Consider the following 22567-nt stretch of genomic DNA (forward strand, 5'->3'; position numbering starts at 1 on the left):
ATAACGGCTATCAACACAAAGCAAAGACCCATTAGAAACTTACCCACTCGCCTCACCCCTTTCAAGGAATAATTTATTTAAAAGCCCATAAACCCTGTTGTGTTGAAGATACTAAGTACACTTTGAATTATATTTAATAAAATGATAATTAAAGTTGCTGATGATAGGGCTGTAATCTTATAGTTTTGAGATTTAATTTTGTTCTTTTTACTAATCTTTCGTTTTTCTTGGAAGTTTGCTTTTTGGAACTCTAATTGATCTTTTAAATCGGATGGCTTCAATTCATCTAATTTGGATAATACGGAAGCTAACCGTTTGGCTTCTTCTGTATCAATCGTATTAACAAAGTATTGAATACCTTCCTCATGCTTATTTATTTGCAAATATCTTAAATAGTTTTTAAATATTGGCTCTACTTTGTCCATACCAACCATTGCTTCATTTATCATGTGTATGGCCGATGGTGGATTCCCTTTATATAAATTAAAGTTGTTAGCAAGCTGAATAATGAATAGTCCCATTTCACGGTTGTATTGCTCTTTTCGCTTTTTAGTGGAAATATCTATTACTCTCTTTAATGGAGTTTTGAATTTCATAACATAGGTTTTTGGAATGGAAGCCACATAAAGCCCAACTGTTATTAAAATCAACCCCGTATGAATTTGTTTTAACTGGAATATATAAAGGATATTTAACGCCATTAACACGGCTGTTACGGTATAACGTACCGTTTGGTATTTATATAAATCGAAGAGAAATCCAGCTTTATGAAACTCTTCATTTAAATCATTTTGTTTAAATTGAACTTTTTTACGAGTTTGATATTTTTTTACTTTGTAGTAGCCTTTTTTTAGTTTAATAACTTGGTGATTATCACTAAAAAGCATTAATAAAACAGCAGCTATTAGCAGTATTAAAAAGATATACTTCATAGTTCCTCCTAATAATCATTTTTTGGCTTGGTTATAAACAAGTAATAACCGATTGAGGCTACCATCAAAAGAAGTATGATAATTAAATACTGAACACCTTCACCAAACTGATAAGTTAAGTAATCTTTAAATGGTATTTCAAATAAGTAAACTACACCTATTGTTATCAGAAACATTAAAGGGTACATTACCACTATCATTGTCTTTGCTTCATACACTTCATCTTTTAAGGACTCTTTTAATTGCTCTAAATCCTCTAACTGAATTTTTATATCTTTCAATGCCTCTGTAACGTCAATACCTTCAATAATTGCCTTTTCAAATACACTGGATAATGAGTAAGCCCACGATACACCAATTGTATTTACTAGCTGCTCTAATGCTTCTCTCACCATATCGTCATTTCTTGCATGTTTAACTCTGAATGATAAATTACGCATCATTTTTTTGGATAAAGGCGCTTGAATTTCTGATAGGTTTTCACTTGTACGTTCGATTGTTTCTATAATATTTAAGTGATAAATTTTATAGTTGTTTATCAGTTCTTCCAGTAAATGTATACCTTCATGTGTAACTAACACTTGGTTTCTATAAGCTAAAGCGTAAAAAATACTGAATATGGATAAAACGATAAACAGACTGTACACTATAGAAATTAGTGGATGGTTGCCTCCGATAATAAAGGCTGAAAAACTAATAAAGAAAATCATTGCTAGTGAAAGCAAGTATACATATGCTGCAAATAAACTGTTCTGCCCGATGGATCGTTCTAAGAAATATCTTGTCTGTTGCAATAACATTTGATATTCATTCTTTTTCATAATTCGGTCAAAACTATTTTGCATCTGCATAAAGTAAGGCTGAACAGCTAAGAAAATAACAATTCCAATTGATACAAAGAATGACGTGTAAAGGGCATAACGTATAATTACATCCATTTTTAAGTCACCTTCCTAGTATTTTGGAATTAATTTAGAATAAAGGCTTGTACGTACTTTTAATTCATCCGGCATAGGATATTTTTGAGCTAACGATGTTAAAATTTCTTGGAACTGATCGAATGCCTTGTAATCGGTTATATAGGCCGTTTCTTTCGTCTGACGAGAAATATCATCATTGTATGTCCATGACTGTGTTCTAAAGTCATAAAGACAAATGGTATTACTTTGAATCAATAGTGTTTCTTCATCTACTCGTAATTCGTGAATACCTCTCAAACGTTTCTTTCCGGGGTTGTCCGGGTCTTTAATCGTTTCAATTAGAAAGTCAAAGCCACTAGCAAGCGTTAGCATGGTCGCCCATAATTCCGATGTAGTTTCTTCTTGAATTTGTTTAGCTGCTAAGTATGGGAAATCTTCTGGACGTAATTGTGTATGATAAGTCGCCTTATTTCCTCGAATACCTTTTGTTATAAGGAATACAAGTAAGTTCACTTCAACGCCTTTTCGAGTTTCCCCGTAGACTAAATAATCTAAGTCGGATCGTAATATTGCAGCTTGGGTTTCTTTACGGTTATTATCATCAATGATAAATTCGATAATCGGTGCATCTAGTAATTCTCGGGCGTGAAATTCGGCTTCATTTTGAATTGTAATTCCCTCGAATTTAGTGTTTTCATTGGCTTGGTAATACGATAGCAGGGTTGTTTTCCCTGTCTCGGGTGCACCGATAAAATTCACGTTGAATCTTGTTGCTACCATTGCTTTTAACAATGGGATAGCTTCATATCCAATCATTTCAAGCTCGGCCAATTCTTCTAATTGAAATTTCTCTTTATTATTTAAACTTCTTGATTGAACGGTATATTTACGGAAAATAACTGTACCTTTTGAATGTTTTTTATTTACATTTTTTAAAATCGTTACACGAATTTTTCCGTTTAAAATCATAAGTTCGATAATATCTTCTGACTTTCTTTTTGCTATATCAGATTGAACTAATGTGTTAATCATTTTGTCAAAACGTTCTTCTGAAAATGTTTGTTTCTGCTTTTCTAACTGGCCATCAATCTTAAAATAAATATAGGGTTGTATTACTTTACAGGTAGATGAATTTTGCATTTCAAGCCATTCTGCAACGCCCCCTAGACCAATAATTTCATGGAAAACTGCTTCGTCTAATTTTTTATACCAGGGTGGAAATAGTACATTATTTTTTCCGAATTTATTTAGATAAGTATTGATAAGCTCTAAATATAAATTAACGCCTTTTTCTTCTCCTATGATCGCCTCCGTTTGAATGGCGTTCCAATCCTTCGATGTATCGTCTGTAGCTGTTTGCATTAAATGCTTTTCTATGTCGATGCACAAAGTATAGAAAGATAAGAAAGAGCGTTCACTATTTAATTCAACATTTTTATTTTCATGTTCAATTGTTCGTTCGCTTAAATAGCTTTCAAAGTTGAACCCCATGTTAAACCTCCTTCAAACGTTGTTTCTTTTTCATCCATCCAAACATAGAGAAGCGTTCGTTTTTTTCTTCTGTTTCTATATAGCTGCCGTTTAATGTAGCAATATACTTAGCAATTACGCTTGTTTCTTGTTCGAAACTAGAATCTAGCTTATGAAGTGGAATGTGTGAATTTTCTGCTTCAACGCCATATTCAGAAAATGAAATTTTTGAAATGACCTTATAAGGTGATTTACTTAAATTTGTTTCATCTGTAACGCCATTGATAATTGTATAAAAGCTTTTATGTGTTCTTTTATAAAACGGTTCAAAGATTTGTTCCATTTTTTTATTAAAGCTGTACTGATAATTAAACGTTGGCCTTGTAATTAAAAACATGTGGTGCACATAATCAAATGCTACTGCATGAAATGGATTTTGTTCATCTGCTCCTAAATCCAACAAAACTAAATGTGTATCTTGCTCTGCAAGGACGGAATAAAAATATGCGATTTGTTCAGCTGTATATTTACTGGAATCAAAGATGTTTTTACTTGTACCAATGTAGGCGTACTTCCCATTAAATTTAGCGATATTCAAAATTTCATCAAATGTTACTCTCTGTGAAATAATTGAAGTTTTTATTTGGTCTAATGTAACATCCGTATACAATGGTTCTGTATAGTTGTTATTAAGACTTAAAACGATTACTTCTTTTGTAGAATTAGTTGCTAAACTTTCAGCAATAGAATGAATTACACTTGTATTTCCAGCTTTTCTATCAGCTGCAATAAAGGAAAATACTCTGTCGTTTTTTTGGCTTTTCATCAGATTTTCAATTGCACTTAATACATGCTGTGGTTCATCTGTTTCAATTGGGATAATATCGTTGATTTTCGCTAAAACCGTATCTTCTTTTGAAATTTGACCGATATAGAACACGTATTGATATTCATTGAAATACTCTTTCTTTTGAATTAGCTCATTAATATCAGCTGCTTGATTATCAACGATTAAAATGTCTGATTCATCCATACTTAAAAGTTTGATATTATCTTGGTGCAAAATATCATAATCACTATTAGCCTTTAAGTAGTCGATATATTTACTTTGAGGTTCTACAATTAAAATCTGCATGAACTTATTCCTCTCCTTCCTCTTCAAGATTTTCTGTTTCTTCTATTTCATGTGCATCTGAATACATGATGATTAAGAAACTTCCTTCATTGATCTTCTTTTCAATTTCTTTAAAGTCGTCTGCTGTTGTAACTATTTCCACGCTAGAAACTGTTGAACTAGCATTTTTTCGATTTCCAGAAGATACAGAAAGGACTTCATTGTTACTTCCATCTTTAACATAGGCAACATGCGTTTCGTACAGTTCAATCATTTCACCTAATTCATCATCTTCTAATGATTCTGTGGAATTATCGGCTGCTGCATCTTCTTCTACATTTGTAGTTTCTTCATTAGACGTTGCTGTTTGATATTGGCCCTGTTCTTGTTCTTCATTTCTATCTACAGGAATATCGGTTGCATAAAGAAATATTTTGTCGTTACGTCTCAACGTTTGGGGCATACTCGTTATCCAACTTGAAGGGATTTGAGCAATCACTTGACCTTCATTCAAAACAACGTTTGCATCATCGAAATACTCAATGACTAACGGGGTTGCTGCCGGAATATAATGGATCGCTTCTTTTCCAATAATCTGCTCGGCACTCATTAGATAAGCTTTATTGATATTCTCTTTATCAATCGGCATCATTGTTAGCATTTCTTCTGTAATGGTCGTCCCATGAAACACTTCTTGATTTAACGTTAGAACTTCTGTGTAGTTGATTGCGTTACGCCCTCCCCCCCACTCGTACCAAACGAATAAGATTAATGTAATCGTAAATAACGCAACGGCTGCTAGGCCTAATTTACGTTGCTTTTTTTTGACTTTCATTTTTTCCTCCTTTTGTAATCTTTATTAAATTATACCATTTATACCGGTATTCGTGAATACTTTTAGGACGAAAAGTTTAAAAAAAAATATTTAAACTTATGAAAACTCCTTATCTATGGTAATTTTTAATAATTTATAAGCAATTTCATCTAGTTGGTTTACATAGTTCATTATCGCTATTTCAGCAACTTCTGAAATCGTTTTAACTCCCGAATGTTCTTTAATTTTTTTTACCTTTTCAATATTTTTTGCTGGAACTCGGAAAGATAAATTAGCTCTCATATTTTTATTGTTATCTAAATTCATTATTTTTTTTAGTTCTAATATGCGCTCTTTTGTTGAAATCTCTTGTTTTAATTCCAGTACAGCATAAGAAGTTAAATTTTCAATACCGTCGATCATTTCTACAAACAATTCATTGTAGTTATATCTTGCTAATTTTATTTCATTTTCTGTCCCGAATTTTTCTGCAATGTACAAGTTAGATAAAACAGATTTATCCTTTTCTAAAATCTCAATTGTGTGCTCATATAATTTTCTGCAAAAGAAGTTGATTTTAATTGATTTTGAACTGTACGACATGTCATTTTCCCCCGAATGTATAATGTACTTATTATACATTAGATGCTCCTTTTAAAAAGCCGGCTAATTAAGGTTTTTTGAGGTTTTTTCTTAAGTTTAGCAATCTCTATCGGAAGTAAATTTTCAATTAGTGGTGTGAGTTCTTCTTCAATAAATAACTGGGCCTCTGTATCGGCATCATAATATATTTGAGACTTAAATAGATTTTCGATTAATTCCTCATATGGAATGTATGTCATTTCATATGTTGCTGGAACAGGTAACAGTTCATTAATGACTTTCATATCTATTCCCTTAATACCTGTTTTGGTTAGGAATATTTTATAGTCAATTTCATTTTTTTCTAACAATGTCACAACATTTTTAGTACGGTCTGGATTCGTGAAATGATATTCATTTTTAATCGGATTTGCTTCTGCAACAAGGATAATTTCGTTTGCAATTCGTGCAAGTTTTATTATTTCTGGATGATCCATGTAATTTGAAATGTCATATATAACTACTGTGGCCTCTACAAACTGTTTCATTAAAGTTAGATGCTCAAAGGTTATACTTTCATTGCGTTTATTTCTCGGATCGTTCAATACCCAATTTATACCCTTATGGAAATAAGGCTCATAATTTTTGGGGAATCTGTCGTTTATTATTTCATTGCCTAAATCAACGTACTCTGGATATGCCGTATGTACTTGTAGAAAATCATACATATTTGGTTCTGCTATAGGATTTTCAATATACGTTACATCGACTTCCCTTTCTGCTAATGCTCTTGCTAAATTCGTGGCGACTATTGTACTTCCAGCGTTCGAATATAGTGAGCCAATCAATATTACCTTTTTCGGTACAGTTCTGTATTTTGAAACAACTACTTCTTTTTCAATTTCAATAATTCTTGGCTTGTGTTTATGATTCGGTAATTCGGCAATTACTGCTTGAGGTAATATTTCCTTTTCCTCAATTTGTTCCTCCCCGAATTTTTCTTCGATGGTTGGCGTAATCTCTTTTATTGCCTCAACATAAACATATTTCTTATTACTTTTTTCAAGTAAGGTTTTCATTTCACTTACATTTGGTACAGCTGCATCGAGTATATATAAATCAGCTTCGTAAAATTCAATGAAATCCTTTAAGAGTTCAACGGTAGTAATATTTTCTTTTGCTATTGTTAGATCGTTTAGCCTTTTAGACAAAGAGAGTGATTTAGCAGCGTTTTCATATGCTGCATTTGAACGCAAACATAATACTAATTTCAATTAATCACCTTCCATCTTCAATTCATTAACTGTCATTTTAGAAATAAACTTCGAAAATGCTTCATCAACAATTTGCTGCTTTGTTTCATCTGAAATAGCAGTATAAAAAGCTTGTTCATCGAAAGAAATAGATTCATCTTCGTTTTGGCTTTGGTCGGCTAATAAAAAGGTTTTAATGATTAACTCTTTCGTTTCATCAATATCCCCTTTCATTAAAAAAGAATATTTTTCACTAATGGAATTTAAACTTTTTTGAATGATAGTCATTTCTTCTTTCAAGGGTTCTAAAACGATTTTATCAATAATAAGGTGGGCTGAATCTTTACTAGCTTTGTTCATTTTCAACACCCGGATTCGAGTTTAATTTTGGGAAAATATCGAGTATGTAATACTCTTTATCCGTATCATTTTTCACTTGAACTTTTAACTCAAAGCGTTTTCCATGCTCGGGCGATTCATAAGAATCTGAACGCAATTCACCTTCAAAACTGATTAAATCCCCTTTATTTCCTTCATCTGCAATTTTTTTTGCTTTATCTCCCCATGCAACTACCGGAATAAAATCACTTTTAGAACCACGATTTACTACTACACCGAAATTTGCTACTGCTGTGGAATTTGCTAAGTATTTAAAGTCAACTGTCGTTGCAATTCTCCCACGAATCATAAGTCTTTGGAACGTCTTATTATTCATGTACATAGTTACATCCTCCTTTTGTCTCTAGTAAAATTATAACATCCTTTTTAGTAATATACAACCATTTTTACATATAAATTACAACAAATATGAGAATAAAACAGAAAAAAAGCACCTTTCTAAGAAAGATGCTTCTCTCAAACTATCGGCCTATTGATAGCTCTGAATTATTTTCGATTTCCATTTCCGGTAATAGTTTTCCTATTTCTTTGCCGTTTAACTGCTGCAACATATTATTTACCTTATTCGCTTCTCTATCGGTAAATTTATGACTATTTATGCTTTTCATTAGTTCCGGCATTAATAATTTCTTCCCGTAATAGGAAGGGTGTACATCCAGCTTATCCATTGTATGTGCAAAATTTAAAACTTTATTTTTAGTTAGAGGTTTCTCTACTGAACGGGCCAACAATTTACCCATTTCTCGATTTACAATGTAATCTGCAATATTGACCTGTACATCATCACTAATCAATTGAACTGGAAGGGAACTATAAGAGTAATAATGCTGTAAAATTGTATTAGTAACAATTTTACTATCCTCTTCTCCAATTAAGGTTTCCAAAGGGACTCCTTCTTTATAATCTTCAATTTCTTGAACAGCTTCATCGTAGGTATGAATTTGTTCTAATTTAAGCCCTTCAAATTCTTCTACATATACCGTTACATCCCCTATTTCATTATTATTTATAAATTCCATATCAAATGTATTTGATTCGCCTGTTAAATTGAACGTATACATTTTATGAGTAAAAGTGTCTGTTACATTGATTTCACCTAAATATCCCTCTCCAATATCGAGCTGTGATATAGAAAAGGTTACATTGTACCGGTTCGATCTCATTTTCATCCCCCTATCTTACTTACCTTGTAGCAACCGTTTCACGGCCATTTTGATTAGCGTTTTCATTTTCTTTTGGTTTCACTTCTAAAGATTCATTAATATTAATGTTTTTATAGCTTGGAACGTGCTTATGATTTCCGATAAATTCCGTTAGTTCTGTCACTGTTTTTATGTTGGAATTTTTCATTAATAGCCATGCGATACTCTCTTGATTATCCTTAATAATTACAGGTTCTTTCGAATTTAGATTTAAGTATTCTGCTGTAGTTTTAGCAACTTCATCTTTTACACCTTTATATTGTGTCGTCAATTGCAAGTCACTTTGATTAGTATTCCATTCTTTTTTAACTTCTGCCATTCGAACCAACGCTTGCCCCATTGCTGCCTTTCTTTGATATATAAGGGCTTCATCCTTTTTATCGAACTGCTCGGAAATAACTTGCTTACTTTCTTTTGCTTCCACTACATAGCCGGCATTTCTAATTTTTTTAACTTGGTAATCTTCATTGATTAATTTATTTTCAATTACAGGCTCGCCTAATACCTTCTTTGCATTAAGAATAGATAAATTACCTTCTCCAATAACTTGATCTAAACTTTCAATCAGATTTCGATTTGTACGGAAGTAACTATGTCCTTTATCATCAGTTTCAATTTTTAAATTCAATACAATACCATACTTACGGTTTATTGCTTCAAATTCGGTTGGTGCTGCTTCTTTTTCAAATACGCCTTTTGGTAAATTAAACTGTTCTGTTAAAATACTTTTGGCATCTGAAATTTTATTTTCAGTATGATTATAAAATTCGTTTACTTTTTCTTTTTGTAACAGCTGCAATTCATCAATAATATTGTTTGCTGTATTTCGAATTTGTTCAACGGCTTTCATGGCTAGTTTGGAATCTTGCGCCCACGTTGCAATATAACCATGTGAAATATCCCCAATATCCAATCCGTAATAAGATGAAACTACATAGGCTACACTCTCGGCCTGTGCCTCTTTATGTCCTCTATGAGCCTCTACAAATTCCTTATCTTGGCCATGTAATAAAGCATGGGCGTATTCATGTATAAGTACACGGAATTTCTCGGTATCATTATTATTAACATTCGTTGAAATAGCAATTTCATTTGTTAAGCGATTAAAATAACCTCCTACCCCTTTTTCCGTTTCAAGTTCTGATACTTTAAAACCAACTGTATCATTTATATAAAGCTTAAAATCTTGATACAACTTCGACATATAAGCATCTTCATCAAGGTTTCGACTTATAAAATCTCGAACACTCGGAATCTCTTTACCTGTTGTTTGGCTTACATCAAATACACTGGCTGTTTTGAAGCCTTTAATTACTGATTTTTTCTCTTTTACAGGTTGTCCATCTTCACCAATAATCGGATCGTTAGTAAGAGGATTGATTTTGTTAATCATTTGTTTAGTTACTATAGGTGCTAAGATTTTTATTGCCTTTTCTCCCTTTTCAACAAAACGGCCCTGTTTTAACCATTCTTTATAACCCATAACCATCGTTGCATTAGGTTTTTGAAAAGCGATCATCAATGTATTATTTAGTGAGTAGTTTTTTTGTGAAGCCATAACGGATAATAAGTCTTTAAAACGGCCACTTTGAAATATTAAATTCAATCCGTTTTCTAATTGTTCTTGTACATCTTGATATGATAAGCCACTTGAAACTGCCATGATATTACCCCTCTTCTATTTTTTTGCGTATAGTTTTTCGTATAGTTCTTTTTCTTCGTTAATTTCTAAAAATGCTACTTCTTTATAGTCGTTTAATTTTTCACCTAGATATACAATTTCCTCAATCGTTAGCTGCCCTTCTTCTTTTTTATAAGTAATTGGTAATTCTGAAACTGAAATTTCTCCGTAATGTAACATAATATCCATTCTCCTTTTATCTTGATAATTCCATATCATTATTTTTAACTTGCTCTTTTTCCTTAGTTGGTGCTGCTGTCTTTTCCGGTAACTCCGGCATTTTCAATTTATTTAAATTAATCTCATTTTGAATTTTATTTGAGAACTCATGTGTAATTTTCGGTAATGACCATAACGCTTTTTTATTAAATGCATTGGATTCAGTATCATTTAATAAACGATAATTTACTGACATATGCTCATTTTGTCGGTCTAAACTTCTAATTTGATTTTGAATAAGTGATTTATCAAATTCGATAGGTGTAATATTCTTATTCAGATTGTCTGTAAATTCATGTGTCAAAAGAGTTTTTACACGGTCTAATTTAACAATTGATTCTGCATTGGTGATTTGCATTAAAATAGGTGCATCTTTTATAACCGTATTGCCTTTTACCATGTTATTCACTGTTTCATTAATAACAGCTGATAAATAATTTTGTTGTGCTTGCAGCTGCTCCGAAATTCTTTGAGCATATTTATTTTGTGTTAATGTACGGTAATACATATTCGTCATTTTCTCGCCTTGCTCACTGCCCGATTGTTCTGCATAAATTGCTTTCTTCAAGTTTTCAGTAACGTTTGAGAAGTTGTCATAATAACCTTCACGCATTAGTAAGGATAGCTCTGTTTTTTCTTTTAAATCGTATAGTTTAGGTAGGTTACTTTTTGCATCATTTACATTTTCGAAATTATAAATAAGTTCTTGAAAATCCTTTTCTATACTTTGGTAAACATTTTTCAATGAAATTTGACTTTCTTTGAATTGGTGATAGATATTTGTAAAATCACTTTCTAGGCCAACAATTTCAATCTGTCTATTGTCTAGCAGCATGTTAAAATCGGTTGCTTTTAGTTCTTCAATGAATTGTTTATCATTTGGCTCTAATTGAATTAAATCCCCTTTATTAAATGTTAGTTGGTATAACTGTTCGTTTTTTAAATCGTGAACTAATAAGTATTCATTTTGGTTCGGTAGATTCACATAATCTTTAGCAATTACGCCTTGATCCAGCTCAACAATTTTTTCCGTGATATTAAAGGCATGAATTTCTAATTTGCTCTCTCCAGGATTTAAAATATGATTATTTTTATAAATCTCAATTCCATTATTCATTCCGATTTGAGTATTAATAAGCATCGGGTCATTCATTTTGGTATTGCTGGCTTCGGCAATATGTGTCAAATCCATATCAATAAAAGTACAATTTTCAAATTGAACGTTATTAAATTGGGTATTAACTACGTCAACTGCTTGAAAGACACTATTTTTAAACGTTACATTATCTAAAACTGCATTAGAAAAATCGGAATTTTTTAGGTACATATTTTGAAAATGTGAATTTTGTACAAATAAATCGTCTTTTTCAAAGTTTTGAATACTTGTTTTATCAACTTGTGTGTCACGTATAATAACGGTTTCAGCTTCTACCCCATCAATATGACCGTTCACTATTTCAAGACCACTAATTTCTATTGTGTTATCAATATTAGCGTCTACAATTTTAGGCGATTCCAATACTGTATCTTTCACATTTATATTGTTGTACGATACATCTGCTAAATTGAAGTTTTTAACTACTTCCTTTGCCATCAACAATCACCCCTTATTATTTAAAAGCTAATTTATAGCCATATTTATTTTCTTTTTGTTCCAATTCTAAATAAGCATCAAATTCTTTTTTGCCTTTAAAGCCTTTTATTAAATCAGATTTCTTTTTAGTAAGTATTTTTTTAAGCTGTGTAGCACTAATTTTTTTACTTAAAAGCTCTTTACTGAATGATTGCTTACACTCTTTAGATGAACACCCGTAAAAACTGCCTTTATCAACGATATGGCCGACTTTACATAATGGACATCCAGAAATACTATTAGCTTCTTTGTGGGCCTTTAAATAGTGTTCTGTGGCTTCTGAACGTACTTGCTCGGGCGCTTCTTCAATTAACTTTAAAATAAAGGCATTAATGCTAGTAATGAAGGTTTGCTCTTGTTGCTGCCCTTCACCGATTAGCTTTAAAAATGCTTCCCATTTTGCTGTCATACTGGCACTTGTAAGTAATGTACCTTTAAGTGCTTGGCACAATATTTCACCTTTTGGTGTGATATAAACGAGGTTTTTCTTAATTTCAATGTATTCCCTTGCTTTAAGGGTTTCTATTATTGGTGTTCTTGTGGCTTCCGTTCCCAACTGGAACTCTGTTGCTTCTTCCTCTGCTAATTCAGCTATTTCTTCATCAGTGAGTGTATTCATTGGGTTTTTCATTGCTGTAATGAGATCACCTTCTGTATACCGTTTTGGCTTTGTTGTTTTCCCTTCTTTAAGCATCGGGGTAATCTGAATCGGATCTCCTTCTTGAACGATAGGTAAAACTTTTTCTTTATTTAGCCCTGCTGTAGTCGGTTTTTCTTCGGAATCTTCGGTTAAATTATCATCTAGTAAAACTTTCCATCCTTTATCAATTTCAACATTTCCAGAAGCTTTATAAACTAAATGATTCTTATTAATTTCAATAACTGTTTTTTCATACGTATAATCATTTAAAAACATTGCCATTGTATTTTTTAGCACTTCATCATAAACAGTACGTTCATCATCTGTAAGGCTGCTTGCTTTGGGTATTATCTTTGTTGGTATGATTGCAAAGTGTTCTACAACCTTTTTATTATTAACGTGTTTCGAATTAGGGTTTTCTTGCTCAATTGATAATTCAAGATTTAAATACTCTGTATATGACTTAAAACGGTTTTTCAAATACTCATATTCTGCATCTGTTATATAAGGAATTGCTGTACGTGGATATGTTAAATACTTCTTTTCATATAAGGCTTGAACAGTTTTTAAAGTTTTGGCCGGACTGAATTTCACTTTCTTATTAAGTCGTGTCTGTAAGCTCGACAAGGTATATAATTTAGGTGATTTTGTTCGTTCCAATGTTTTAGTCACTTTAGCTATTTCCGTTAAATCAGAAGCCTTATAGGTTAAACCAACGTCACTAATAATCTTTTCAGCTGCATTACGGGTTTCATGTTTCCCCTCTGCTTTCGCTTCAAAATTCCCGTTTGGATGATTTACAGTAATGATATTTTCGTAAAATGGTTTTGCTACAAATTCCCTCATAGCTCTTTCTCTTTCATTGATTAATGCTAATGTAGGGGTTTGAACTCGGCCAACACTAAAGGATTCTTGAATACCTTTTTCTTTCAAAAGCAAGCTATATAATGTACTTGCGTTCATCCCTATTAAATAATCTGCAAACATCCTTGTTCGAGCTTCAATATAGCGTAAATAAAATTGTTCTGCCGGTTTCTCATTGATAAAGGCTTTTAATACTACATCCTTTTCAAAGGATTTAGATTGAATACGTGTTATGATTTTTGATTTAGGATTGATTTTCAAATATTCAATGATAGACCACGCAATATTTTCACCTTCTCTATCATCATCAGTAGCCACGATTACTTTTTTGGCGTTAGGTAAAAATCTTTGAGAAACTTCGAAAATCTTTTTAGTATCTTCCTTTACTTGAAGAACAATCTCGGGTGGATCAATTGGCAATACATTTAGACTTCTGCTGCTCCATTTTTCATTAAGAACAGCTGGGGCCGGGATTTCTAAAAGATGCCCCAACGCCCATATAATGATTGCTCCATCTTTAAATACTTCATTTGATTTAATTAAAATATATCCATCTTTTTTCTCTGTACTTGAAAAAGCTTCTGCATACAATCTAGCTTGGCTCGGTTTTTCAGCTAAAATTACAGTTTCATAAGCTTTCATTCTCTTCCCCCCTATCATCCTTATATAAAAGTGATAATTTATGTTCGATTTTATTTATTATTTCATCTTCGAAAAAATCTTCTAGTACAAAAAGGAAGCTATCTCTCGCTGCATCTACCCCTATACAAAATGCTTCGATTTCTTTTTCAGATGGTTTGTACTGAAATGTACAAGTTGCTCCATCATAATAAATTTGAAAATCACTTCCCTTAGATAACATATGTTCCACCTGTGTAATTTTTATTTCTTTTATTTCTTCTGTACTTATAAAATTAGGTGGTTTTGCAACAATTATCTTTCTATGTTTAATAATTTCTTTAACCATATTTTTAATTACTCCTTTCTTAATTATTTGGATTTTTCTATTTTCATCAACCTCCACTAAAACGGTAATAAATCCTTCATATCTTGCCCTTGCTTATTATCTTGTACTGAATCCTCTGTTTCTTCTTTGGCACTTGGTGGTTCTTCTGTAGTGTCTGCAACGGTTGTCTCTACAGCAGCAAGTACCGAAATATCTTCTTCAACATCCAATAACTCACTTATTTCATTAACTATTGATAATTCTTCTGTGACTGTTTCAATGGATTTTGCTAATGAATTGAAATTTATAATTTCTTTAAGTTCGGCTAATTGTGAAGGATCACTTGTTTGGTTAAACTCTTCTTTTTTAGCAGCTGCCATTGTGTCCGTAATTTCGATTGCTTCTTTAATCGTGAATGTATTTTCAACCTTCTCAACTTCACTTATTTCATTTGTAGGTTCTTCTTCAACAATTTGCTTTGCCGGGTACTCGGCTTTCATTTCATTTTCAATGGTAGTCATTTCCGTTTTTAGCATAAAATCATCAATTAGTTGGTTTAAAGTGTTAGTGCTTGTTTTTTGAATTTGTGGCTGTTCAATATTATGTGGTGTTGATTCTTTTACTTCCTGTACAGTTTTTACTGTCTCTTCATTTACAGCTGCATCCTCTGTACTTTCTGCTCTTGGAATCAAATTAAATCGTTTAATGTACTCGTCCCTATTTTTAGGATATACATAAGGGAATTTATGCCGTTTTATACCGTTTACAACAACTGTCTCTGTAGATGTAATAAAGTCTTTATAAATAAGCGCTTGATAAGCCTTTTCTAATTCAATTACTCGTCCGGCTAAAAATGCATAACATGCATCGGCTGGCATTTGTAACAACTGACTTTGTGAAATTAACGGTTTCTTTACGATATTTTGATTTTTGGAACTAGACGTATTGCCCGGGATCGGTAACAAAGACATTCCACTTGTTGATTGTCCTGTTGTTGTATAAGTAATTGTCGTGTCACCGGCAAGGGATTCGAAATACTTGGCTGTTTCTGTATCTTTCGTTCGTAAAAATAAAGTAGTGTCATGGTTACTTATAATAGTACGTGAATTTTCTTTGCCATAATTTTTTTCCAATTGAGCAAAGTCTTGAACGATTGTTATAATGCTGAAATCATAACCTCGACAAGTAGATAACGTATTATCAAATTCATTCAGTTTACCTATGTTTGCAAATTCATCGAACAAAGCAATTAAAGGTATTGGCAATTTAGCATCGTATAAATCACCGATTGAATACATTCGGCTAATTAATTGGTCAAAAAATGTAGCTGTTAATGCTGCAACTGGATTGTCTTTAATCGGAATTTTGATATATAAGATACTAATTTCATCTTGTAAAAAGTCGAATTTAAAATCGGAAACTTTAGTAAGCTCGGCAACCTTTTTTGAACTGAAAATACCTACATGTTTTGTGAATGTGGAGAAAATACTTTGACGTTCATTTCCTTTAGCTACAGAAGCATCTTTTAAGTAAGCATAAGCAATATGTTCTTCCCCGATTGTTTCACATAATTCTTTTAAATAATCTTCATCCTCATTCGCTCGGTTAAATTCTCGTTTCACCTCAACCGGAATAGATGGATTTTTATATTCTGATTTAACATAAAGAATTAAACCGGTTAATAGTTCAACCCCTTTAGAGAACCAATGATCTTCCTTATCATCTTTAGCAGAGTTACGAGCGATAGTAAGTGCAACTCGTTTTGCGTCTAAATCATCCTCAATGTAATCTAACGGGTTGTACCCGTCCCCCACTAAATTTAAGAAGTCAATTTGATAAACTTTAAATCCTTGATCTCTTTTTATCTCACTTGTAAGCTTGTACAATTCGCCTTTAGGATCAGTCACTACAATAGAGGAACTTCGGTTATTAATAATGTTGTTAATAACAAAAGCTTGCCCTTTAGACGAACCACTTGAACCGACTACTAATACATTTCGGTTATCTAATTTAGAATCCGGTGGAATTATCATTAATTCGTCTTTTTCACGGCCTAATATAATACCTTCACTAGCGCTTAATGCTACATATGGATTCTTAGCGTTCCATTTACTTTTATTCTTCATTGCTACATAACCACTTGAACGGAAATGCTCTAAATAAGAGAATACAGCGTTACCATATGCCCCATGCCATGCAGCATCTTTATAACCGGATGCATCCCGTCTTAGTAATGTAAATAATCCCATAAAGAATAATAAGAAGAATACAACTGATAAAATTTTGTATTCATAATTTAAGGTTAGAAAAGCTTCTTTCTTCCCTTCATAACTAATAAACCTTTGAAATAACGATTCACCTAATGTAATGCTTTCTATGACCGAAAAAATCATATAAATAGCAAAGCTACTCACTAAAAATGAAAGTAATGTAGCTGTAACTATGGATGTCTTTTTCTTGTTCTTAGCCAAACATTTACAACTCCTATCCTAAATATTTCTTTCATTCAATTTATTTGAGAATCGGTTACGTTTTTTACGTTTTTGTTGGTCATATTTGTTTCGTTTAGGGTCTTGTGCCATTGATTCACTTGCTAGTGCTGCTAACATTTGTGACATTAAATCACCCGTATTCGGTTTATTTGCAGCAGCTTGTTTTTGGTATTGTTCATATTCTTTTGATTGCTTCAACGTATCAAGGTCAATATAAACTCGTTCATCAATATATGTTTTCAAAATTTGTACTTTTTCTTTATCTCTTAATTGATTGATTACTTCTTTATTATCGTTGCCGTAAATAGTAATTAAATCATCATACATACCTTTTTTAGCATCGTTTACCTTCTCTTGGATATATTCAAATTCTCGTTTTGTTTTCAAATATTCAACAGAAGTTTTAACTACTTCATCACCCATATGACCATTTAACAATTGATCCGTATATTTCGATTGTAGATTCTCAAAGGCTTTGTTAAATGTAAATTGCAATTTAATGAATTGTTGGTATTGTTCCAGATTTTTAGAAATACTCTTACGTAATTCGTGCTCGTCTTTTCTCTCTAAAATATCATTTTCGTAGAAATCATTTACTATTACTTTTTTATTCAAATTGCTTACTTCTTCAAGACATTTAGCCATAACCTTTAAATTTTCATTTGTTTTGAAGCGTACAATATTTTCATAATCTGGATATAAACCAGTGAATTGTTTAAAGGTTTCTTTGTAATATGCTTCATCAAATGCTTGTTGAATACCTTTTATATTCTTGTAATTCTCATACTCATTTGTAAGCTTCTTCTCGTTGTACTTAAACTGTTCCAGTAATGCATTATATTCAGTTACAAAAGATTCTTTTGTAAGACCGAATTTATATAAGTTGTCTGGATTTTTTTCAAAAGTATTATGAATTTCTTGTATAAAGACTTTAGTTGATTCATGCTCTCTTGCTGCTCTTGAAATTTTATTAGTCCAGTTTTTCATTGATTTTTCAAAATCATTAATGTTATCTAATGTAATAAAATCCGTCTTATATCTCTTTTGCATAAACTGTACAGCTTCTTTAATTTCCTCACTCACTTCTGCCATATGAACAAACATATTTTCACGTCTGTTAGCAAAAATAATTAACGAATTTCTAGTACCATCAAGTTGTTCTTTTTCAGCTTCTAAATTAATAATTTGTGAATTAATTAAATCAATTTGTTGATTGAATTTTTCAATCTCATAATTTAATTTCCCATAAGTTGTTACCGGTTCATAAGGTGTTGAATTTTCGATAGCAGCTTGTTTTGCTTTTTCTTCTACGTAATATTCTTCTCTTGTTAAACGGTGTCTTGCAATTTTTTCTAAGCCTAATTTCTCGTTTGAAAGGTGAGAAATACTAGCATTAATACCTAATTCTTTGTACTTTTCATTTACGGCTTCGGCCCAATTTTCACGCCATTTCATTAACGTTTCTTTATCGTTCCAATTCACTAAATTAATTTTTTTTGATTTTTTATTACCGTTATCGTCAATTACATTTTTCCCGTTTTCATCAAGAATATATTCTTTTTTAGATTTTTTGCCCCATGTTCCATCCTCGTTAAATGGTCTAACTGTCAACAATACATGAGCATGTGGGTTTTCATCTTTGTCATAGTGAACATTAACATCTGCTACCATTCCAGCATCAACAAAATTTGTTTTTACAAACTCACTAATTAATTCGATATTTTTATCTTTAGACAACTCGATTGGTAAAGCCACAACTATTTCTCTTAACAATTGAGCGTTATAAGGCTTTTCAACCTTCTCAACTTCATTCCATAACTTTTCACGGTTATAGACCCAATTAGGAGCATGTAGAGGGGCTAAAATAAACGATTCGGGCATTACTTCACGTCTACGATAATTTTTATTCTCTTCGTCTCTTTCAGAATATATTTTCTGTCCGCTAACGTATGCAGCTTTAGCAATGGCCGATTGCTTAGCCTTGTTTACAATTTTCGCTTTCATGTAAAAGATACCCATGTTTCCCCACCTCTTTCAAAACCCCTGTTAGGCTTAATACGAAGTATTCTTAGTTGCGAAGCAACCCCATTCACACCTTATGAAATAACGGTGTATAAATGGGCCCTCGCTTTGCTATGGACTTATTATATCAATTGACTTTCCAACTAGCAATGATTAACATATAATAAATATAATCTCAAAAAGAAAGGAAGAATCCAAAAATGACAAGAACTACAAGGAAACTAAATAAGATCCAAAAACTAGATGAAAAAATAGAGGCTATGCTAAAAGAAAGAGAAGAAATATTAAATACTGCTCATAAAAAAATTGGTGAACTAATAACTAATGAATGGGGTACTTATGACATTAATTTAATTACTAAGGTGGTAAAAGAATTAACGCCTACAGCTGTTCATTTAATTTCTGAACAGGTAAATGATTCAGAAGATGAAACAACAGATAACAACGAGGAATATTAAAAGATATGAGTAAAAGTTCTAAAAGCTTACCTGAAATAAACAGCGAATTAGAACGATTAAAGGAACAGAAAAAACGGCTAATTAAAGAGGTTAATTATGCTGAAAAATCCGAACACCGTAAAAAAAGAGCTAATCGTTTAATTCAAACTGGTGCATTAGCTGAAAAGTATTTTAACCTAGAAAACCTTTCAATTAGTCAAAGAGAAGAATTATTTAAAACCTTCTCAACATTCATTAATGCTAATAAGCCTAAAAAATTTTTATAAGTTAAATTAAAACCAAAAATATTTTAGTAGCCTTCAAATGATTAATTTTTAATCATATTGAGGGCTATTATTTTTAAAATTAAATAGTGCTGCCTCTCTTAAAACCTAAAAATCAAAAAAATAAATTGCAGCATTTAAAACGGTTCACAATCAATTTTAAGGCGCTATTAATCTTTAACCCTAGTTACATATCAAAACTATGTTTGAAACGCTTGTAAGCTCCCCTATGCCTCTTTATCTACTAAAAAACGGTTACTAATTTAATTCGTTATGTTTAATTTTAATTAATTCTAAGAAGATTATTAATACAACAACAAACAGTTTTTTAAATGATTTCTGTTTTGTCTTGTTTTATATTTTGTTTTAACTTGTTTTAACTTGTTTTCAGAGCTTATAAAGCTTGATATACCAATACTTCAAGGCCTCCTATCCACACAAAAAACCGGTCTATCCACACAAAAAACCGGTCTATCCACACAAAAAACCGGTGGTATCCACACAAAAAACCGGTGCATCCACACAAAAAACCGGTGCATCCACACAAAAAACCGGTGGAATTAAATTAGTACGTTTTATTGGCTCAAACCCTTTAATACCAACGTTTGCATTTATTAACCATAAAAATTTATTTAAACACATATTTTTTATTGTGTGTTGATAAATCCAAATTTATGTAATAAACTATAATTATAGAAATAAAAATAGTTGGGGGGTTCTAGTATGGAACTATTAAAAGTAAAAGATAATTTCAAAGTTACAATGCATAAAAAACTAATTGAAGCTAGTTTCAGCGATCCTTTAACAATTCAAGAACAACGAATTTTATATGCTGTTATCAGTAACATTCCCTCACCGGAATTTGTAAAAGAAAATGGCCAATATGTTTTAGATGAACACGGAAAAAAAATCATTTCCAATCGTATTGAATCATTGCCTCCTTTTGAAGTTCCATTGAAAGATTTAGCAAAGGCAATCGGTATTAAAGAAATGGAATACGATGTAATAAAAAGTTTAAGTCGTAAATTTATGAGTAAAGTAATCGAAATAGATTCTCCAGACGGTAGCTTTGAACATTTACAATGGTTATTTAATTCTAAATATGTAGCCGGTACTGGAAAAATAATTATCGAATTATCGCCTAAACTTTATCCATATTTACTTAACTTAACGGATAATTTTGCATCTGTTAATCTTGGTACTTTAATGAAATTTAAGTGTAAATATACCTCTCGATTATATTTGTTATTGGAGCAATGGGGTAAAGTTTCTCATAAAGAATTTACACCGGATGAATTACGTGGAATTTTAGGCGTTGCCTATGAAGAAGTTAAAGGTAAAAAAGTTTACAAATTAGCTAATTACACACATTTAAAACAACGAGCTTTAACACCAGCTATCGAAGAAATTAATAAACATACTAATTTTAAAATTGAAATGATTGAAAGTGTTAATGGTCGAAAAGTTGTTTCTATTAAATTTAAAATTACGAATAAAGATAAGCCAAAAAAATCAGTTAAAATACCGAATGAAAAACCTAAATCCCCTGTAAATACATACGAAGAAATTGCACAATCTTTAGTACATTTAGGTTTTAATAAAGAAGCATATTCAAACATGGCTAAGCGTTTAATGCTAATTGAAAATATCGAGTTAATTAAAACGAATGTAATTAATCAACTACAAAAGTTAGGTAAATATATTACTGAAAGTAAATCAGAATTAGGTGCTGGCTTTGTAATAAAAGAAATCGAAAAAGCTGTAGAACGGTATAATTCAAACGGTCAATTTGACTTTAACGAATTGATTAATGATGATAAAAATAAAAAAAGGTTTGGCACTAAGAAGATCGGAGTTGTGCCCGATTGGTTCAAAAATGGAGAGCATGATAAAGAAAATAAAAAAGAATTAACCGATGAAGAAATTGCTTATTTTAAAGCAGAAAGAGAAAGATTATTAGCTAATTTAAACACTTAAAATTAATAGTAAAAATAAAAAGCAGTTGTCTTTATGACAGCTGCTTTTATATTATCGGCCCATTTCTAAAGATGGCTCTTTTTTCAATTCTTTTTCTTGTTTTGGTTTTTCATTATTTTGTTCTAATGATTTATTTTCATTGCTGTTTTCTAAATCTTTATCCAGATTTTTAGGAAGTTCAACATTGTTTTTCAGTTTATTAATAGCTTCATTTTTAGAATCGAATTTATTAAAGTCTAATACTTTTTGCTGTAATTCTTTTGATAAATCTGCCGATTTTTGCTTTGAAACTTCCGATAAAATCTTTATAGCGCTTCCTGTATCACCCTTCATTCGATCTAATATTTCTACTGCCTGTGGATTCAAGCCCTTTGTATCAATACTATTTAAAATGGATTGTACTTTTTTAATTTTCTTTTCAGCATCATTTGTAGATTCTTTCGCTTGCAGCTCTTGAAACTTATCTTTAAATTTCATAAAAATACTCATAAATGCTTCCAATAAATCCTCTTTACCTGTGTCGGTACTGTGCATAAAATCATCTCCTTTTTTCACCATTTTTATTAAAAAACCTATCTTAATTATAACGAATATATAAATTTAATTGAAGCAAATACAGGGATAATATGAAATATTGTACATTTAATATAAAAATTTCCCTCATATATACGAATAATATTCTATTA

At 31.5% G+C, this 22567-nt stretch carries 21 protein-coding genes; 3 read left to right on the plus strand and 18 right to left on the minus strand.

Annotated features, from left to right (window positions below; all coding sequences use genetic code 11):
* Positions 1-77: 77 nt before the first annotated feature.
* The 17 genes from MKX73_RS19065 to mobQ all read right to left on the minus strand — a co-directional run bounded on the left by MKX73_RS19065 (position 78) and on the right by mobQ (position 19180).
* A complete protein-coding gene (locus tag MKX73_RS19065; RefSeq protein WP_340718948.1) occupies positions 78-932 on the minus strand; it encodes a hypothetical protein in 855 nt (284 codons plus the stop codon).
* Between the two features lie 8 nt (positions 933-940).
* Entirely contained in the window at positions 941-1870 is a 930-nt protein-coding gene (locus MKX73_RS19070; RefSeq protein ID WP_340718949.1) for a hypothetical protein, read from the minus strand.
* Positions 1871-1885: 15 nt separating this feature from the next.
* Positions 1886-3343 carry a hypothetical protein gene (locus tag MKX73_RS19075; RefSeq protein WP_340718950.1) on the minus strand — a complete coding sequence of 486 codons (1458 nt, stop codon included), beginning with the start codon at positions 3341-3343 and terminating at the stop codon, positions 1886-1888.
* A 1-nt stretch (position 3344) separates the two neighbouring features.
* Positions 3345-4457 carry a hypothetical protein gene (locus tag MKX73_RS19080; RefSeq protein ID WP_340718951.1) on the minus strand — a complete coding sequence of 371 codons (1113 nt, stop codon included), beginning with the start codon at positions 4455-4457 and terminating at the stop codon, positions 3345-3347.
* Positions 4458-4461: 4 nt separating this feature from the next.
* Positions 4462-5271, minus strand: coding sequence for an SAF domain-containing protein (locus MKX73_RS19085; protein WP_340718952.1), 810 nt, complete (start codon positions 5269-5271; stop codon positions 4462-4464).
* A gap of 96 nt (positions 5272-5367) precedes the next feature.
* Positions 5368-5853: a hypothetical protein gene (locus tag MKX73_RS19090; protein ID WP_340718953.1), complete on the minus strand. Its 486-nt coding sequence runs from the start codon at positions 5851-5853 to the stop codon at positions 5368-5370.
* Between the two features lie 38 nt (positions 5854-5891).
* Positions 5892-7106, minus strand: a complete 1215-nt coding sequence (locus MKX73_RS19095) for a hypothetical protein (RefSeq protein WP_340718954.1) — start codon at positions 7104-7106, stop codon at positions 5892-5894.
* On the minus strand, positions 7107-7445 hold the full coding sequence (locus MKX73_RS19100) for a hypothetical protein (protein WP_340718955.1): 339 nt from the start codon (positions 7443-7445) through the stop codon (positions 7107-7109). It abuts the gene before it with no gap.
* On the minus strand, positions 7432-7806 hold the full coding sequence (locus MKX73_RS19105; RefSeq protein ID WP_340718956.1) for a single-stranded DNA-binding protein: 375 nt from the start codon (positions 7804-7806) through the stop codon (positions 7432-7434). The genes MKX73_RS19100 and MKX73_RS19105 overlap by 14 nt, the downstream gene beginning before the upstream one ends.
* A gap of 139 nt (positions 7807-7945) precedes the next feature.
* Positions 7946-8647, minus strand: a complete 702-nt coding sequence (locus MKX73_RS19110; RefSeq protein WP_340718957.1) for a hypothetical protein — start codon at positions 8645-8647, stop codon at positions 7946-7948.
* Positions 8648-8666: 19 nt separating this feature from the next.
* Entirely contained in the window at positions 8667-10349 is a 1683-nt protein-coding gene (locus tag MKX73_RS19115) for an ArdC-like ssDNA-binding domain-containing protein (RefSeq protein WP_340718958.1), read from the minus strand.
* Positions 10350-10364: 15 nt separating this feature from the next.
* Positions 10365-10547: a hypothetical protein gene (locus MKX73_RS19120; RefSeq protein WP_340718959.1), complete on the minus strand. Its 183-nt coding sequence runs from the start codon at positions 10545-10547 to the stop codon at positions 10365-10367.
* Positions 10548-10563: 16 nt separating this feature from the next.
* A complete protein-coding gene (locus tag MKX73_RS19125) occupies positions 10564-12180 on the minus strand; it encodes a pentapeptide repeat-containing protein (protein WP_340718960.1) in 1617 nt (538 codons plus the stop codon).
* A 16-nt stretch (positions 12181-12196) separates the two neighbouring features.
* A complete protein-coding gene (locus MKX73_RS19130; protein WP_340718961.1) occupies positions 12197-14365 on the minus strand; it encodes a type IA DNA topoisomerase in 2169 nt (722 codons plus the stop codon).
* Entirely contained in the window at positions 14352-14690 is a 339-nt protein-coding gene (locus tag MKX73_RS19135) for a hypothetical protein (RefSeq protein ID WP_340718962.1), read from the minus strand. The genes MKX73_RS19130 and MKX73_RS19135 overlap by 14 nt, the downstream gene beginning before the upstream one ends.
* Before the next feature lie 56 nt (positions 14691-14746).
* A complete protein-coding gene (locus tag MKX73_RS19140; protein ID WP_340718963.1) occupies positions 14747-17140 on the minus strand; it encodes a VirD4-like conjugal transfer protein, CD1115 family in 2394 nt (797 codons plus the stop codon).
* An 18-nt stretch (positions 17141-17158) separates the two neighbouring features.
* Positions 17159-19180: a MobQ family relaxase gene (gene mobQ, locus MKX73_RS19145; RefSeq protein ID WP_340718964.1), complete on the minus strand. Its 2022-nt coding sequence runs from the start codon at positions 19178-19180 to the stop codon at positions 17159-17161.
* Positions 19181-19383: 203 nt separating this feature from the next.
* On the opposite strand from mobQ, the gene MKX73_RS19150 reads away from it, so the two are divergent.
* From MKX73_RS19150 to MKX73_RS19160, 3 genes are all read left to right on the plus strand, one after another.
* Positions 19384-19641 (plus strand): hypothetical protein, encoded by a 258-nt coding sequence (locus MKX73_RS19150; RefSeq protein ID WP_340718965.1) that lies wholly within the window; start codon positions 19384-19386, stop codon positions 19639-19641.
* Positions 19642-19646: 5 nt separating this feature from the next.
* Positions 19647-19907, plus strand: coding sequence for a hypothetical protein (locus MKX73_RS19155; RefSeq protein ID WP_340718966.1), 261 nt, complete (start codon positions 19647-19649; stop codon positions 19905-19907).
* A gap of 720 nt (positions 19908-20627) precedes the next feature.
* Complete coding sequence (locus MKX73_RS19160; protein ID WP_340718967.1) at positions 20628-21881, plus strand: replication initiation protein; 1254 nt, start codon at positions 20628-20630, stop codon at positions 21879-21881.
* Positions 21882-21932: 51 nt separating this feature from the next.
* On the opposite strand, the gene MKX73_RS19165 is transcribed toward MKX73_RS19160, so the two are convergent.
* The gene (locus tag MKX73_RS19165) at positions 21933-22439 is read right to left on the minus strand and encodes a hypothetical protein (protein ID WP_340718968.1); all 507 of its coding nucleotides are present in this window, start codon (positions 22437-22439) and stop codon (positions 21933-21935) included.
* Positions 22440-22567 lie beyond the last annotated feature (128 nt).

The sequence above is a fragment of the Solibacillus sp. FSL W7-1436 genome, from assembly GCF_038007305.1.
GTDB lineage: Bacteria > Bacillota > Bacilli > Bacillales_A > Planococcaceae > Solibacillus.